This window comes from Brevibacterium oceani, from assembly GCF_013623835.1.
Classification (GTDB): Bacteria; Actinomycetota; Actinomycetes; order Actinomycetales; family Brevibacteriaceae; genus Brevibacterium; species Brevibacterium oceani.
Map to the genome: position 1 here is coordinate 642,692 of NZ_JABKDE010000001.1, position 14,224 is coordinate 656,915.

Annotated in this window: 11 protein-coding genes; 5 read left to right on the forward strand and 6 right to left on the reverse strand. The window is 67.2% G+C overall.

Going from position 1 to position 14,224, the window contains the following annotated elements; all coding sequences use genetic code 11:
* Positions 1-60: 60 nt before the first annotated feature.
* The 3 genes from HK401_RS02995 to HK401_RS03005 are packed head-to-tail and all read right to left on the reverse strand — an operon-like array spanning position 61 to position 3,828.
* Positions 61-1,158 carry an ABC transporter ATP-binding protein gene (locus HK401_RS02995; protein ID WP_181273164.1) on the reverse strand — a complete coding sequence of 366 codons (1,098 nt, stop codon included), beginning with the start codon at positions 1,156-1,158 and terminating at the stop codon, positions 61-63.
* Between the two features lie 7 nt (positions 1,159-1,165).
* Entirely contained in the window at positions 1,166-2,746 is a 1,581-nt protein-coding gene (locus HK401_RS03000) for a xylulokinase (protein WP_181273165.1), read from the reverse strand.
* A complete protein-coding gene (locus HK401_RS03005; protein ID WP_181273166.1) occupies positions 2,743-3,828 on the reverse strand; it encodes a sugar-binding transcriptional regulator in 1,086 nt (361 codons plus the stop codon). Before HK401_RS03005 ends, HK401_RS03000 begins: the two co-directional genes overlap by 4 nt.
* A 131-nt stretch (positions 3,829-3,959) precedes the next feature.
* Between HK401_RS03005 and HK401_RS03010 the strand changes: the two genes are divergently transcribed.
* From HK401_RS03010 to HK401_RS03030, 5 genes are all read left to right on the forward strand, one after another.
* Entirely contained in the window at positions 3,960-5,318 is a 1,359-nt protein-coding gene (locus HK401_RS03010) for an ABC transporter substrate-binding protein (RefSeq protein ID WP_181273167.1), read from the forward strand.
* Positions 5,319-5,475: 157 nt separating this feature from the next.
* Positions 5,476-6,417, forward strand: coding sequence for a carbohydrate ABC transporter permease (locus tag HK401_RS03015; protein ID WP_258233929.1), 942 nt, complete (start codon positions 5,476-5,478; stop codon positions 6,415-6,417).
* Complete coding sequence (locus HK401_RS03020; RefSeq protein WP_258233930.1) at positions 6,414-7,367, forward strand: carbohydrate ABC transporter permease; 954 nt, start codon at positions 6,414-6,416, stop codon at positions 7,365-7,367. The genes HK401_RS03015 and HK401_RS03020 overlap by 4 nt, the downstream gene beginning before the upstream one ends.
* Positions 7,364-8,932, forward strand: a complete 1,569-nt coding sequence (locus HK401_RS03025) for a mannitol dehydrogenase family protein (RefSeq protein WP_181273169.1) — start codon at positions 7,364-7,366, stop codon at positions 8,930-8,932. The genes HK401_RS03020 and HK401_RS03025 overlap by 4 nt, the downstream gene beginning before the upstream one ends.
* Before the next feature lie 122 nt (positions 8,933-9,054).
* Complete coding sequence (locus HK401_RS03030) at positions 9,055-10,689, forward strand: glycoside hydrolase family 3 N-terminal domain-containing protein (protein ID WP_258233931.1); 1,635 nt, start codon at positions 9,055-9,057, stop codon at positions 10,687-10,689.
* Between the two features lie 87 nt (positions 10,690-10,776).
* Here HK401_RS03030 and HK401_RS03035 read toward each other — a convergent pair whose 3' ends face one another.
* The 3 genes from HK401_RS03035 to HK401_RS03045 all read right to left on the reverse strand — a co-directional run bounded on the left by HK401_RS03035 (position 10,777) and on the right by HK401_RS03045 (position 14,146).
* Positions 10,777-11,658 (reverse strand): C40 family peptidase, encoded by an 882-nt coding sequence (locus HK401_RS03035; RefSeq protein WP_181273171.1) that lies wholly within the window; start codon positions 11,656-11,658, stop codon positions 10,777-10,779.
* A 428-nt stretch (positions 11,659-12,086) separates the two neighbouring features.
* Complete coding sequence (locus HK401_RS03040; protein ID WP_181273173.1) at positions 12,087-12,920, reverse strand: sulfurtransferase; 834 nt, start codon at positions 12,918-12,920, stop codon at positions 12,087-12,089.
* Positions 12,917-14,146, reverse strand: coding sequence for a class I SAM-dependent methyltransferase (locus tag HK401_RS03045; protein WP_181273174.1), 1,230 nt, complete (start codon positions 14,144-14,146; stop codon positions 12,917-12,919). The genes HK401_RS03040 and HK401_RS03045 overlap by 4 nt, the downstream gene beginning before the upstream one ends.
* Between the last annotated feature and the right edge of the window lie 78 nt (positions 14,147-14,224).

Sequence of the window (14,224 nt, forward strand, 5' to 3'; positions counted from 1 at the left end):
CGCGGACCCGTTTCGCCTGATTCGGCGGTGCGTTTCGGACTGTGTGATCGCGCGCTGTCCTCACGCGGCCTGCCGCACACCCTCGACGATCCGTCGTCCCGATTCGGTGTCGAAGAGATGCAGACGCGCGGCATCCGGCACGACCCGGACTCTGTCACCGCGGCGGATCGTCGACCGCCCGGCGACCCGGGCCACGACCGTCCTCTCTTCGCCGGGCAGACCCGCCCGCCCGTGCACATAGGCATCGGCGCCGAGCTCCTCGACGAGGTCGACAGTGACATCGAAGCCGTGCTCACCCTCGGTGTGCAGATCCTCGGGACGCACTCCCACGGTGACCGTCTCACCCGTGACCTGGCCGCGCTGCTCCGCGCTGAGTTCGATCTGCACGTCGCCGAGGCGCAGCGTCGATCCCTCGAGACCGACCTCGACGAGGTTCATCGCGGGAGATCCCATGAACCCTGCGACGAAGAGGTTCGCCGGACGGTCGTAGAGGTTCGCGGGCGTGTCGACCTGCTGGAGGCGCCCGTCGGCGAGGACGGCGACCCGGTCGCCCATCGTCATCGCCTCGACCTGGTCATGGGTGACATAGACGGTGGTCACGCCGAGGCGGCGCGTCAGTGACGCGATCTGCGCGCGGGTCTGCACCCGCAGCTTCGCATCGAGGTTCGACAGCGGCTCGTCCATGAGGAAGACCTGCGGGGAGCGGACGATCGCCCGGCCCATCGCTACGCGCTGCCGCTGTCCGCCGGACAGCGCCTTGGGTTTGCGGTCGAGGAAGGGCTCGAGGTCGAGCAGCCGGGCGGCCTCCTCGACGCGTTCGTCCCGTTCCTTCTTCGTCACGCCCGCGATCTTGAGGGCGAAGGCCATGTTCTCGCGTACGCTCATGTGCGGGTAGAGCGCATAGTTCTGGAAGACCATCGCGATATCGCGTTCGCGTGGAGAGAGCGCAGTGACGTCGTTGTCGCCGATGCGGATGTGTCCGGAATCGACGGGTTCGAGCCCGGCGAGCATGCGCAGGGTCGTCGATTTCCCGCAGCCGGAGGGCCCGACGAGGACGAGGAACTCCCCGTCGTCGATGTCGAGACTGATCTCGTCGACGGAGGGTGCCAGTGCCTCGGGGTACTGACGCAGTGCTTTGTCGAAGGTGACAGTGGCCATGGTGTTCTCAACCTTTCGCGGATGCGGACGCATCCGATGATCGACGGTGATCGTGCAGTGAGTTCTCGTGCGTATAAGTCCGGTACTGCTGCCGCACCCGAGACGGTCTCGGATGCAGGGTGGCGACGAGTTCGACCGGCCACTCAGGCAGCGACCCGGTCAGCGTCCATGCCGCCTGCCGGGCGGCACCGATGGCCACGTACTCGGCCTGTTCGGGAACATCGATAGGCACCGTGAAGATGTCGCGGGCGACCTCGCGGACCGCTGGATTCCTGGCCGCCCCGCCGATGATGAGCAGACGGCGGGATTCGAGACCTTGCGCGAGGACCGCGTCGAGTCCGTCCGCGAGTCCGCAGAGCATGCCCTCGACGAAGGCCCGGGCGACGTTCTCGGCCGAGGCGTTGGCCAGGGTCATCCCCTCGAGCCGGGCGGTGGCATCGGGCAGGTTCGGGGTGCGCTCGCCCTCGAAGTAGGGCACGAGCGTGATCCCGTTCGCCCCCGGCCTCGAGGCCAGGGCCAGGGCCGCGACCTCGTCGTGGCTGATGCGCAGCAGGGTGCTCGCCGAGACGAGGACCCGCGCGGCGTTGAGGGTCGCGACCAACGGCAATCGCCCTCCGTCGGCGGAGGCGAAGCCGGCGACCGTGCCGCTGCGGTCGGCGATGGGCAGGTCCGTGGTGCCGAAGACGGTGCCCGAGGTCCCGATCGAGACGACGACATCCCCCGAGGTGACCCCGAGTCCCAGTGCGGCCGCAGCATTGTCTCCGGCCCCGGGCCCGACGAGGATGCCCTCGGCCGTGTGCCCGGCCGCCTCGTTGGGGGCGAGGACCCGGGGAAGGATGATCGCCGAGGTGGCGCTCGGGTCGGTGCCGACGGTCGTGGCCGTATGGTCGGGGTTCGAGGCGGCGCCGGTGCTCGTGCCGGTGCCTGCTGCTGAGCCGGTGCCCACGGCTTCACGGGCGTGCGCACCGAAGGCGATGCGGAAGAGATCGAGATCGTATTCGCCCGAGGCCGGATCGAAGTAGGCCGTGCCGCTGGCGTCGGAGGCGTCGGTGACGAGGGCATCGAGGACGGGCCCGCGGGTCGAAGAGCCGGCGGGGCCGTAACCGAGGAGCCGCCAGGTCAGCCAATCGTGGGGGAGAGCGACGGCGGCCACCTCGGCGGCATTGTCCGGTTCGGCGTCACGCAGCCAGCGCAGCTTCGCGCCGGTGAAGGAGGCCACCGGCAGGACACCGGTGCGGGCGACGAAATCCCCGGCCCCGACCTCGGCGATGAGATCCCGGGCGGCAGCGTCGCTGCGCAGGTCATTCCACAGCAGAGCGTCACGGATGACGCGGCCTTCGGCATCGAGGGCGACGAGTCCGTGCTGCTGGCCGCTGATGCTCACGGCCGCGACATCGTCGAAGCCGCCGGCGGACTCGATCGCCTCCTGCAGTGCGGTCCACCATTCCTCCGGGTCGACCTCGGTGCCGGGAGGGTGCGGGGCCGAACCGGTACGCAGGATGTCGCCCGTGTCGGGGTCGGCGATGACGACCTTGCAGCTCTGCGTCGAGGAATCGATGCCGGCAACGAGGCGGCGGGCGACGGTCATGACTCCTCCTCGGCGGGAGCAGCCTCGGTGGGAGCAGCCTCGGTGGGAGCGGCCTCGGTGGGAGCGGCCTCGGTGGGACCAACCTCGTCGGGTGTGGCCTCGTCCGGGTCAAATTCGGCGAGCACGGCGTCGGCGAGGGCACGGTCGATGACGGCGACGTCGAGAATGCCCGCCGCACACGCCGCCAGCACCGCACGGGCGCGTTCGGCCCCGCGGGCGACCCCGACGGTCGTCGTGGCCCGGCGCAGCTGGTCGAGAGTGACGGCGATGACGCGATCATCGATCGTGGTCACGTCCTCACCGGCGGCATCGAAGAGACGCCCGGACGCCTCGGCGACGGCACCGTCATCGATGCCAGCCTGACGCTGGGCGGGGGTGCACTTCTCCCACACCGAGGACAGCCCCTCGGCCCACGAGGCGACGGAGACCACGGCGAGATCGAGGTCGTCGGCGGCGGCGAGCGTGCCCGAGATCTCGGGCAGGGCGCGCAGGTCGGAGGCGGTCTCGGCCTCGGTGACGAGCAGCGGGGCCGGCAGGCGGACCACGCTCACGGCCGGATCCTGTCCCAGCCGGGTGAAGATCTCGGAGCTGGGGCGGTGGGATTCGAGCCGCAGCGCACCGGCGAGCTGCACGATCGTGCACCGCGGCAGGGCCGGAGTGAACGCGGCCGCAGCGTCGAGGGTGCGCGACCAGGACAGGCCGATGCGCATCCCCGCCCGGGCCCTGCGGCCGACGAGTGCGAGGGCGGCCCGGCCCATCTGCTGGGAGGCCTCGGCCTGGTCGGGGATGTCGACGATGACGACCGAGTCCAGGCCGAGGGAGGCAGCCGTGCGTTCGGACAGGCTGTCGCCTTCACCGGCATCGGTCTCGATCGTGATCGTGACGACCCCGGTGTCGACGGCCTCCTGGAGGAGGCGGGCGACTTGGAATCGGCTCAGCCCGTTGGCCTTGCCGATCTCGACCTTCGACCGGCCCTCGAGGTAGTGATCGCGGGCCAGCTGCGCGAGGAATCTGCGGTGGCGGGCAGTGGGTGCTGTGCTCATCATCCTCCCTTCGGCGTCGACGACCTTGTGTTCGCTCATATGTGAAGTCTTGCACATCTGTGTGTTCCGTGACACAGTATTGCACATATGAGCACCGATGCTCATATGAATTTCTCGAAGCGAACCCGATGGCGGGCGGCAATCCCGCGATGATGAGGGAAGGCACAACGATGAAACACCAGATCACGGGCCGAGGAGCCACCTGGGCGGCCATCGGCATGGTCGGAGCACTCGCACTCTCTGGGTGCGGCGGGGCCGGCGGCAGCTCCAGCGGCGGGGGAGGCGATGAGGTCAATGTCCTCATGGTCAACAATCCGCAGATGCAGGACCTGCAGAAGCTCACGGCCGACCACTTCACCAAGGACACCGGCATCAAGGTCAATTACACCGTGCTGCCGGAGAACGAGGTGCGAGCGAAGATCGGACAGGAATTCGCAGCCCAAGCCGGCAACTACGACGTCGCGTCGATGTCGAACTACGAAGTCCCGACGTATGCGAACAACAAGTGGCTGACCCCCATGGACGAGGGCGTCGCCGATGCCGAGGGCTTCGACCAGGACGACATCCTCACCCCCATGGCCGAATCGCTGAGCGTCGATGACACGATCTACGGCGAACCCTTCTACGGTGAGGGCTCGTTCCTCATGTACCGCACGGACATCTTCGACAAGGCCGGAGTCGAGATGCCGGAGAACCCGACCTGGGACGAGGTCGCGAAGCTCGCGGCGAAGGTCGACGGGGCGGAGAAGGGCACGAAGGGCATCTGCCTGCGCGGCCTGCCCGGCTGGGGTGAGATGTTCGCGCCCCTGACGACGGTGGTCAACACCTTCGGCGGTACCTGGTTCGACGAGGACTGGAACGCGCAGGTCGATTCGAAGGAGTTCAAGGAGGCGACGAACTTCTACGTCGACCTCATCAAGGACCACGGCGAATCCGGTGCCCCGCAGGCCGGGTACACCGAATGCCTGACGAACCTGCAGCAGGGCAAGGTCGCCATGTGGTACGACTCGACGGCCGCCAGCGGCACCCTCGAAGCCGATGACTCACCGGTCAAGGGCAAGATCGGCTATGTCGCCGCCCCGGTGAAGGAGACCGAGTCGAGCTCGTGGCTCTATACCTGGGCCTGGGGCATCCAGGCCGCGGGCAAGAACCAGGACGCCGCGAAGCAGTTCGTCGCATGGGCCTCGTCGAAGGACTACGAGGAGACCGTGGCCGAAGAGCTCGGCTGGCAGCACGTGCCGGCCGGCAAACGGACCTCGACCTATGAGAACGCGGACTACCAGAAGGCCGCGAAACCCTTCTACAAACAGACCGAGGATGCCATCAACTCGGCCGATCCGGAGAACCCGGGTGTCCAGCCGCGGCCGACACTGGGCGTGCAGTTCGTGACGATCCCGGAGTTCGCGGACCTCGCCACAGGCATCTCCGAAGACGTCAGCTCCGCGATCGCCGGACGCACCACCGCGGACAAGGCGCTGGAGAAGGGCCAGAAGGAAGCCGAGAAGGTCGGAGACAAATACAAGAAGTGACCGTGCGGCCTCAGCGTTGACTGCGCAGCCTCGGGGCGGAAGATCGACCGCGCCCCGAGGTGCAGGCCCTCGCCCGCGCAGACCCTGCCCCCGAGGAGCGACCCCAGCCCCGAGGCCGCACCCGCTTCAGCCCCACCACCGCCCCACAATGCGAAGGATGTTCGACGTGTCAGCACCCGCCGCCGAGCGTGCATCGAGACCGATCACGCCGCCGAAGACCCCAGCCAAGGACAGATGGCTCAAACGCGCGCCCATGCTGCCGGCGCTGATCTTCGTCATCATCGTCACCCAGATCCCGTTCGCGATCACGATCATCATCTCGTTCATGAACTGGAACGCGGCGTACCCCGATGACATCGCGTTCGGCACGCTCCAGAACTACGTCACCGTGTTCACCGACGCGAACCTGCTGCGAGCCGTGCTCGTCACCGTCGGACTCACGGTCGGGGTGGTGCTCGCCTCGGCGCTGTTGGGGTTGGGCATCGCGCTGCTGCTCGACCGGAAGTTCATCGGCCGCGGATTCGTCCGCACCCTGATGATCACCCCGTTCCTCGTCGTGCCCGTGGCCGCGGCGCTGCTGTTCAAGCACGCGATCTTCAACCCGTCGTACGGTCTGCTCAACGGGCTGCTGACCGTGGTCTTCGGTGACAACGCCCCGCAGCCGGACCTCATGTCCTCCTCACCGCTGCTGGGTATCGGGCTCGTGCTCGTGTGGCAGTGGACGCCGTTCATGATGCTCATCATGCTCGCCGGACTCCAGTCACGGCCGATGGACGTCTACGAGGCGGCGCTCGTCGACGGCGCCGGACCCTGGCAGACCTTCCGCTTCATCACTCTGCCGCATCTGCGCCGCTACATCGAACTCGCCGCCCTGCTGGGCACGATCTACATCGTCCAGAACTTCGACATGGTCTTCACCATGACCTCCGGCGGACTGGGCACCGCCACCCTGCCCTACGTCATCTACCAGGAGTTCTTCGTCGCGCAGGACTACGGAGTCTCCTCGGCCGTCGGCGTCATCGTCGTCATCGCCTCGCTCATCATCGCGACCTTCGCCCTGCGCACCGCATCCACCCTGCTCAAGGAGGAGAACTCATGAGCACCCCCGAGACCCAGGCGCCCCTGAGCACCCGCCCCGAGCCTGGCATCACCCCGACCGAACCCGGCTCACCCGGTTCTGCGGGGCCGCCTCGGCTGAAGGCGAACGCACCGAGGCGGCCCGGCCAAGGTCGGACCGGAAAGATCCTGCTCGGCCTGCTGGCCTGGCTCGTCGGGCTGCTGTTCGTCTCACCGCTGTTGTGGATGCTGCTGACCAGCCTCCACGCCGAGACCGACGCTTCGACGAATCCGCCGAGCTTCTTCGCCCCGCTCACACTCGACTCGTATGTGAACTTCTTCGGCGGCGGCAACGGCGCGAACCCGTGGCCGTTCCTCATCAACTCGGCCGTGGCCGCGATCGTCTCGACCCTCATCGTCCTCGTCCTGTCGACGATGGCCGCGTATTCCCTGGCCATCCGTCGCATCGAACGCTGGTCCGATGTGCTCTTCTTCCTGCTCTCGACGAAGATGCTGCCGATGGTCGCCGGTCTCCTGCCCGTCTACCTCGTCGCGAAATCAACCGGCATCCTCGACACGTGGCTGCTGCTCATCATCATCTACTCGGCGATGAACATGCCGATCGCGGTGTGGATGATGCGCTCCTTCCTCGCCGAGGTGCCCATCGAAGTCCTCGAGGCCGCCGAACTCGACGGCGCGCGGCTGCCACGCGTGTTCGTGCAGATCCTGCTGCCGCTGACCGCGCCGGGACTGGCCGCCACGGCGCTCATCTGCTTCATCTTCTCGTGGAACGAACTCCTCTTCGCCACCGTGCTCACCTCGACCGCGGCGTCGACGGCTCCGGTGTTCCTCACGAGCTTCGTCACCTCCCAGGGGCTGTTCCTGTCCCAGGTGTGCGCGGCCTCGCTCATCATCTCCGTGCCGGTGCTCGTCGCCGGAATCGCCGCCCAGGACAAACTCGTCCAGGGCCTGTCCATGGGAGCCGTCAAATGACCGCACCGACCCCTGCCGGAAACTCCGATCCCCGCCGAGGCGGCCCCACCCTGGCCGCGTCCGCGCGGAACCTCGATCTGTCTGAGCAGAACCTCGCCGAGGTGGCCGACCGCGGCATCACCGTGCCCACCTATGATCGGTCGGCCGTGCGGCCGGGCATCGTCCACTTCGGGGTCGGAGGTTTCCACCGAGCGCATATGGCGATGGTCCTCGACGACCTCATGGAAGCAGGATCGGCCACCGATTGGGGGATCGTCGGCGCCGGTGTGCTGCCGCACGATGTGGCGATGCGTGATGCGCTGGCCGGCCAGGACCACCTCTATTCGCTCACCCTCAAACATCCGGACGGTACCAAGGATCGGAGGGTCATCGGGTCGATCATCGACTACCGGTTCGGTCCCGACGATCCTGCCGGCCTCCTCGAGCTGCTGACCGATCCGACGATCCGCATCGTCTCGCTCACCGTCACCGAGGGCGGGTACAACGTCAACCCCGTCACCGGGAAGTTCATCACCGATGAGCCCGCAATTGCTGCGGACGCCGAGGCGCTGCGGGCCGGTACACTGCCGGCGACGGTCTTCGGGTATGTCGTCGCCGCGCTGAGGCAGCGACGGGAGGCCGGCACTCCGGCGTTCACGGTGCAGTCGTGTGACAACATCTCCGAAAACGGGGAGGTCGCCGCGAAGATGTTCACCGCCTTCGCCCGCCTCGTCGATGACGAACTCGCCGACTGGATCGAGACGAACGTCGCGTTCCCGAATTCGATGGTCGATCGCATCACCCCGGCGACCACCGATGACGACCGGGCCGATCTGCTGGCTGAGACCCGAGTCGTCGACGCCTGGCCGGTCGTGGCCGAACCCTTCTTCCAATGGGTGCTCGAAGACGCCTTCACCGACGGTCGCCCGCCGTACGAACAGGCGCGGGTGCAGGTCGTCGACGATGTGCAGCCCTATGAGCACATGAAGCTGCGGCTGCTCAACTCCGGACACCAGGGGCTGGCGTACTTCGGGCTGCTCGCTGGATACACCTTCGCCCATGAGGCGATGGAGAACCCGGATATCGCAACCTATCTGCGCCGATATATGGATGACGAGGGCACACCGAGCCTGGCACCCCTGCCCGGCATCGACCTCGAGGAGTACAAGGACACGCTCATCGAGCGGTTCAGCAACCCGGAGATCCGGGACACCCTGGCCCGCTTGGGCGCGGAATCCTCCGACCGCATCCCCAAATGGCTGCTGCCGGTCGTCAAGGACAACCTCGTCTCCAGCCATCCCGTCGAGGTGGCCGCGGCGATCTGCGCCTCCTGGGCCCGCTACGCCGAAGGCCACGACGAAACCGGCGGTCGGTTCACCATCGTCGACCGCTACGCCGAGGAGCTCCAGAGGGTCGCGAGCACACAGGACGCCGACCCGCTCGCCTTCATCCGACAGGAGCAGTTCTTCGGGGATCTCGCCGAAGATCCGCGCTTCACCGAACCGTACCTCGCGGCACTGACATCACTGCACGAACGTGGAGCGAAGGAGACCGTGCGGCGCTTGGCCGCCGGCGAAGCGCTGTAAGCAGCCGGGCTCGGGAAAGCTGAGGGGGTCGGCCCGAGCAGGTCGGCACTGTCGGGTTGCGGGCTCGTCCTGGTGAGCAGTTCAATGGGCGCCGAGTCAGGGTCAGCGTCTAGCATGGAGGCATGTTGCGTTCTCGCCTGAGCATCCTGGCTCTGACCACGACTCTCGCGCTCGTCGGCTGTTCCGGTTCGACGGCCGCGCCCGAATCTGATGGAGCGCAGTCCCCAGATGGATCCGGCCAGCAGGCCGAGGCACAGACCGAGCAGACTCCGCAGCAGGATCGTGCCGACATCGATCCGTCCGATTACGAAGATGAAGCCGCCGAGATCGTCGACGGCTTCTCCGATGACGAACTCGCCGGTTCCCTCATCATCGGCACGTGGAACGGTACGGACACGCAGACTCCGGTGCACATGATCAGGCAGAACCACCTCGGCGGGGTCATCGTCATGGGGTACAACCTGTCGGAGAACCCGACGAGCGACCAGGTCACGGGACTGACGAAAGCGCTCAAGGGCGCGCGTACCAAGGGCCAGCCCGTGTCGATCGGCGTCGACCAGGAAGGCGGACCGGTGTCCCGGCTGAGCTCGGCGGCACTGCCGTTCCCGCCGCTCATGGGGCTGGCCGCGACCGATGACTCCGATCTCATCACCGAAGCGACGATAGCGCAGGGGCAGAACCTCACCGACCTCGGCTTCACCATCGACTTCGCCCCGGACTCCGATGTCACCGTGGGGCCGAAGGACAAAGCGATCAACGTCCGTTCGGCCGGCACCGATCACAAGGACGCCGCCGACGTGGTCGCCGATGCGGTCACCGGGTACAAGGCCGGAGGCGTCGGCAGCTCGGCGAAGCATTTCCCCGGCCACGGCCGCCTCGGCGTGGATTCGCATGAGAGCCTGCCCGTGTCGGAGAAATCGATCGACGAGCTCGAGGACACGGACCTTCTGCCGTTCAAATCCGCGGTCGAGGCCGACGTGCCGATGGTGATGATGGGCCACATCGGCCTGCCCGATGCGAAGACCACCCCGGCCACACTCAATAAGAAGGCGTATTCGGCGCTGCGGGACAAACTCGACTTCGACGGCGTCATCATCACCGACGCTCTGAACATGAAGGCCGTGCCGCAGAATCTCAAGGGCGGGGAGACCGTCAAGGCGCTCGCCGCCGGCGCGGACCTCGCGCTCATGCCACCGGACTCGGGTGCCGCGCAGAAGGCGATCGTCACAGCCATCGGTGATGGGACGCTGAAGAAGAAGGACCTCGAGGAGAAGTCCGAACGCGTCGTCGCCATGCAGCTGGCCACCGCGGAAGCGCAGAAGAGCGTGAAGGCGGAGGACTCGGGACAGTCTGGGAACGGTTCCGACGCGAAGAAGACCCTCACCGAGGTGGCCGAGAAGTCCCTGACCGTGCTCAAGGGCGAATGCTCCTTAGACGGTACGGACTCGATCTCGATCGTCGGAGGCAGCGACAAGGAGAAGGCCGAACTGACGAAGGCGGCCGAGGATGTCGGACTGAGCGTCGGATCGGGCGGAACTTCGGTGAGCCTGAGTCCGTCGACCTCGGCCGATGTTGCCGTCGGCACCGCGGCCCCATGGACGATGCGCAGCACCTCGGCGAAGTCGGCGGTGACCGCGTATGATTCGAACCCCTACGCGTTGAAAGCCGTGGCGAAATGGCTCAAGGGCGACCTCAAGGCTTCGGGCCAACTGCCCGCTGAGTACGAGGGAAGCGACGCGGCACCCGACTGCGGGTGAGCGCGGTCATGCTCTCCGGCATTCTCTCCGGAAACGACGAACCCCTCGCCGGTGAGAGTGCCGACGAGGGGTTCTGGTGGAAACAGATCAGAGGACGCGGATGAACTGGGCGCCCTGCGCTGTCATCCAATCGACGCTGCGGTAGCTGGTGTCTACGCGTGAATTCCCGGCGTCGTACATCATGCCGTCGCCTGCGTAGATGCCGACATGTCCCGGTGACCAGATGATGTCGCCCGCCTTCGCCTCGGAGGCCGAGACGGTCTGCCCGGCGCCCTTCTGCGCCGAAGACGTGCGCGGCAGATTCACGCCGACCTTGCCGTAGACGTACGAGGTGTAACCGGAGCAGTCCCATCCGCTGGGCGAGGTTCCGCCGGAGACGTATGGAGTGCCGACGTACTGCTTCGCGATGGCGATGACCTGCTCGGCCTTCGACCCGTCCGGAACCTTGACATCCCCGGAGCCGGAGTCCGCCCCGTCGTCCTTGCTCTTGTCCTTGCCGGAATCCGAGGGAGCATCATCGTCGGATGACTTCTTGGGAGCGGTCGATTCCTTCGGTTCGTCGGCAGTCTTCTCTGCTGGCTTCGAGTCATCGTCGTCAGTCTCCGAGGCCGCTGCCGGCTTGGGCTTGGGTTTGGGGGCAGCCTCGGCGGTGACGCTGCCGGTGTCGACGGTGACCGCAGCGCCCTGATCGCCGGACTTCGATTCGCTGCCGGCGTCGATGGTCGGTGTCTGATTCCTGAACTCGACCGGCGCTTGCTTCTCGGTCTCGGCGGATACCGAAGCCTCGTCGTCGGTTCCCTGACCTGCTGCGGGCAGGACTGCTGCGGTGAGCAGACCGCCGCTGGCGGCCACCACTGCAGCCCGGCGGCCGAATGCCCCGGAGTTCGCGGCGAGCAGTTCGCTCAGCTCGGTCAGCGGTGTCTTGGCCTTGGTAGCGGCGGCGCGGCGGCCGTGTTGCTTAGGTGCCACGGTTTCCTCTCATTGCCTGTCTGACTTGAACGATAGCCACCACTGTAACGAAGTTGTGATCTTCTGTCACGTTATTGTTACAAAAGGATTGTCGGCGTCGGTTTTCGGTATCAGTCCAGGTCAGAGGGCTGATGGCGACATAATCCGTGGTGAGAGGGTTATGGTTTGAGTCGAGTTGGGCAATGATTCGGCGCGTACTTCTTGCCCTGAATAACGTTTCGTGACATTCGCGGAGCGTGGATTCGTGCTCCTCGAAGCGCGCTGGGCGTATGGCGAGCGGCTGAGTTCCGGACGATCTGTGCGGTGAAACCGGCCGAATTCCCGCACGAATCGTCCTGAACTCACCGGCATTGTCCCGAGAACAGAGCGGGAGACCTCGGGACAACACACAGGAGTGGCCCCCGCGCGGCAAGAAGCAATTCTCGGTTTCAGGCCCCGGTCTCGACGGGGCGATCCGGGTCAGCCGACCATCCGGACCAGCTGGCCGGGTAGAGACTCGCCTCGATTCCGAGGCTCGCCAAGGCCAAGGCGTTATGGCAGGCGGTGACGCCGGAACCGCAGTAGACGCCGACAGGTCCATCGAGGGCGCCGAGGTCGGCGAAATGTTCACGCAGCAGCGCCTCGGGCAGGAACGCCCCCGCGGGGACGTTGGCGGTGGCCGGGGCGTTCTTCGCCCCGGGGATGTGCCCGGCCTGCGGGTCCAGCGGTTCGGTCTCCCCGCGGAAGCGCTCACCGGCACGGGCATCGAGCAGCACGCCGTTCCACGCCGCGGCATCGTCGGCGTCGATGACGGGCAGGGAGCCGGGAGAGATCTCCACCGAACTCGGCTCCACCGCACGAGAGTCGCCGGTCTCGAGCTCACCGCCGGCCTCCCGGTAGGCGGCGAGTCCGCCGTCGAGAACGCGCGCCTTCAGCCCGGCCCATCGCAGCAGCCACCAGGCGCGAGCCGCGCCGAGCGAGGAATTGTCGTCATAGACCACGACCTCGGTGTCGGTGTCGATGCCCCACGCGCGCACCATGTTCTCGAACGCCTCGGGGCTCGGCAGCGGGTGCCGGCCAGCGGTGGCATCGGTGCTGTCGTGGTCGGCGAGCTCGGTGTCGAGGTCGACGTAGATCGCGCCGGGGATGTGCCCGGCGGCGAAGTCGTCCCGGCCATCGGGTTTGGGCAGGGTCCAGCGGACGTCGAGCAGCCTCGGCGGGGGTGTCGATGTCAGTCGGCTCAGCAGCTCACCGGCGGTGATGAGGACGTCGGAGCGGGTCATGGGGTCTCCTTCTGCGGGTGCGTGAGCAGGACGACGTGCTTGTCGCCGAGGCGGGTGAACACGAGTGTCGCCTTGTCGCCTTTGGACAGCTTGAGTTGGCGGCGCACCTGGTCGGGCACGATGTCGGCGCCGCGCTTCTTGATCACGACCGAGCCGATGCCGCGGGAGACGAGCTCCTTGCGCAGGCTCGGGATCTTCGCGGGCAGGACGTCGACGATCTCGTAGGCGGTGACTCCGGCGGCGGCCGGTCCGCTCGGTTCGACGTCGGTGGTCAGATACGCGATCGTCGGATTGAGCCGGCGGGCCTGCAGGGGTGCGCACAGGGCCGTGACGAGGCCGGCGCGCACGATCGCTCCATCGGGTTCGAGCAGGTACCGGCCGAGTTCTCCGATGCCCTCTTCATCCGTTTCGGGCAGATCGTCCTCGTGGACGAGGAGGGTGCGCTCGCCCATGATCAGCGCGCTGCGGCCTGGTCGCTGCCGAGCGGTGCCGAAGTAGAGGCAGACCTCCACGACTTCGCCGTTGTGGGAGACCCATTGGGCTTCGGCTTCGCCGGGGATGAGGTCGTGGTCGAGGGCGGGGCCGAGCTTCACACCGGCGGCCTTCGCCTGCATCGCCTGGTCGACGACCCAGGACAGGGACGGGGAGAAGGCCTCGGGGTCGGTGAGCCGGGACGTCGATCCGCGCTTGTCGGCCTTGCCGATCGTGCGGCGGGCCGGATCGAACCACAGGGCGTCGAAACCGGCGAGATCGACGTCCTCGGCGCGGGCATGCTCGACCGCGGCATCGGGAAGATGGCGGAGGTTGAAGGCGGCGATCGCGGCCGTGACCTCGTCGGCGTCGACGGCGGACACGCGGGCCCCCATTCCGGCGAATGCGACCGAGTTCGCGCCGATGCCGCACCCGAGGTCGGCGATGCGGAACGCTGCGTCGTCCGGTACCTCGCCGATGAGGCGGCGAGCGTGGTGAGCGGCGACGGGAAGTCGGGTGGCCTGGGCGAGCCCGTCGCGGGTGAAGAGCATGTCCTCGGCGAAGGGGCCGAGCTTCACGGCCGCCTCCTTCCGCAGCCGGGCCTGGGTGAGCAGGGCCGCGGTCACCTCGGCGGAGTAGCCTTCCTTCCGCAGAGCCTTCGACCGGGCGAGGTCGTCGTCGGGCAGATCATCGATGCGATCGAGCCGGTCGAGCACGGCGACGTCGAGCAGTTCGGTCAGAGTCTGCGGATCCATAGCCTTCACCCTATCGTCCGCGGGGTGGCCGCAGATACCTCGCCGAGGCGGCCCCGCCGTCCGCCCGGACGCAGGCCC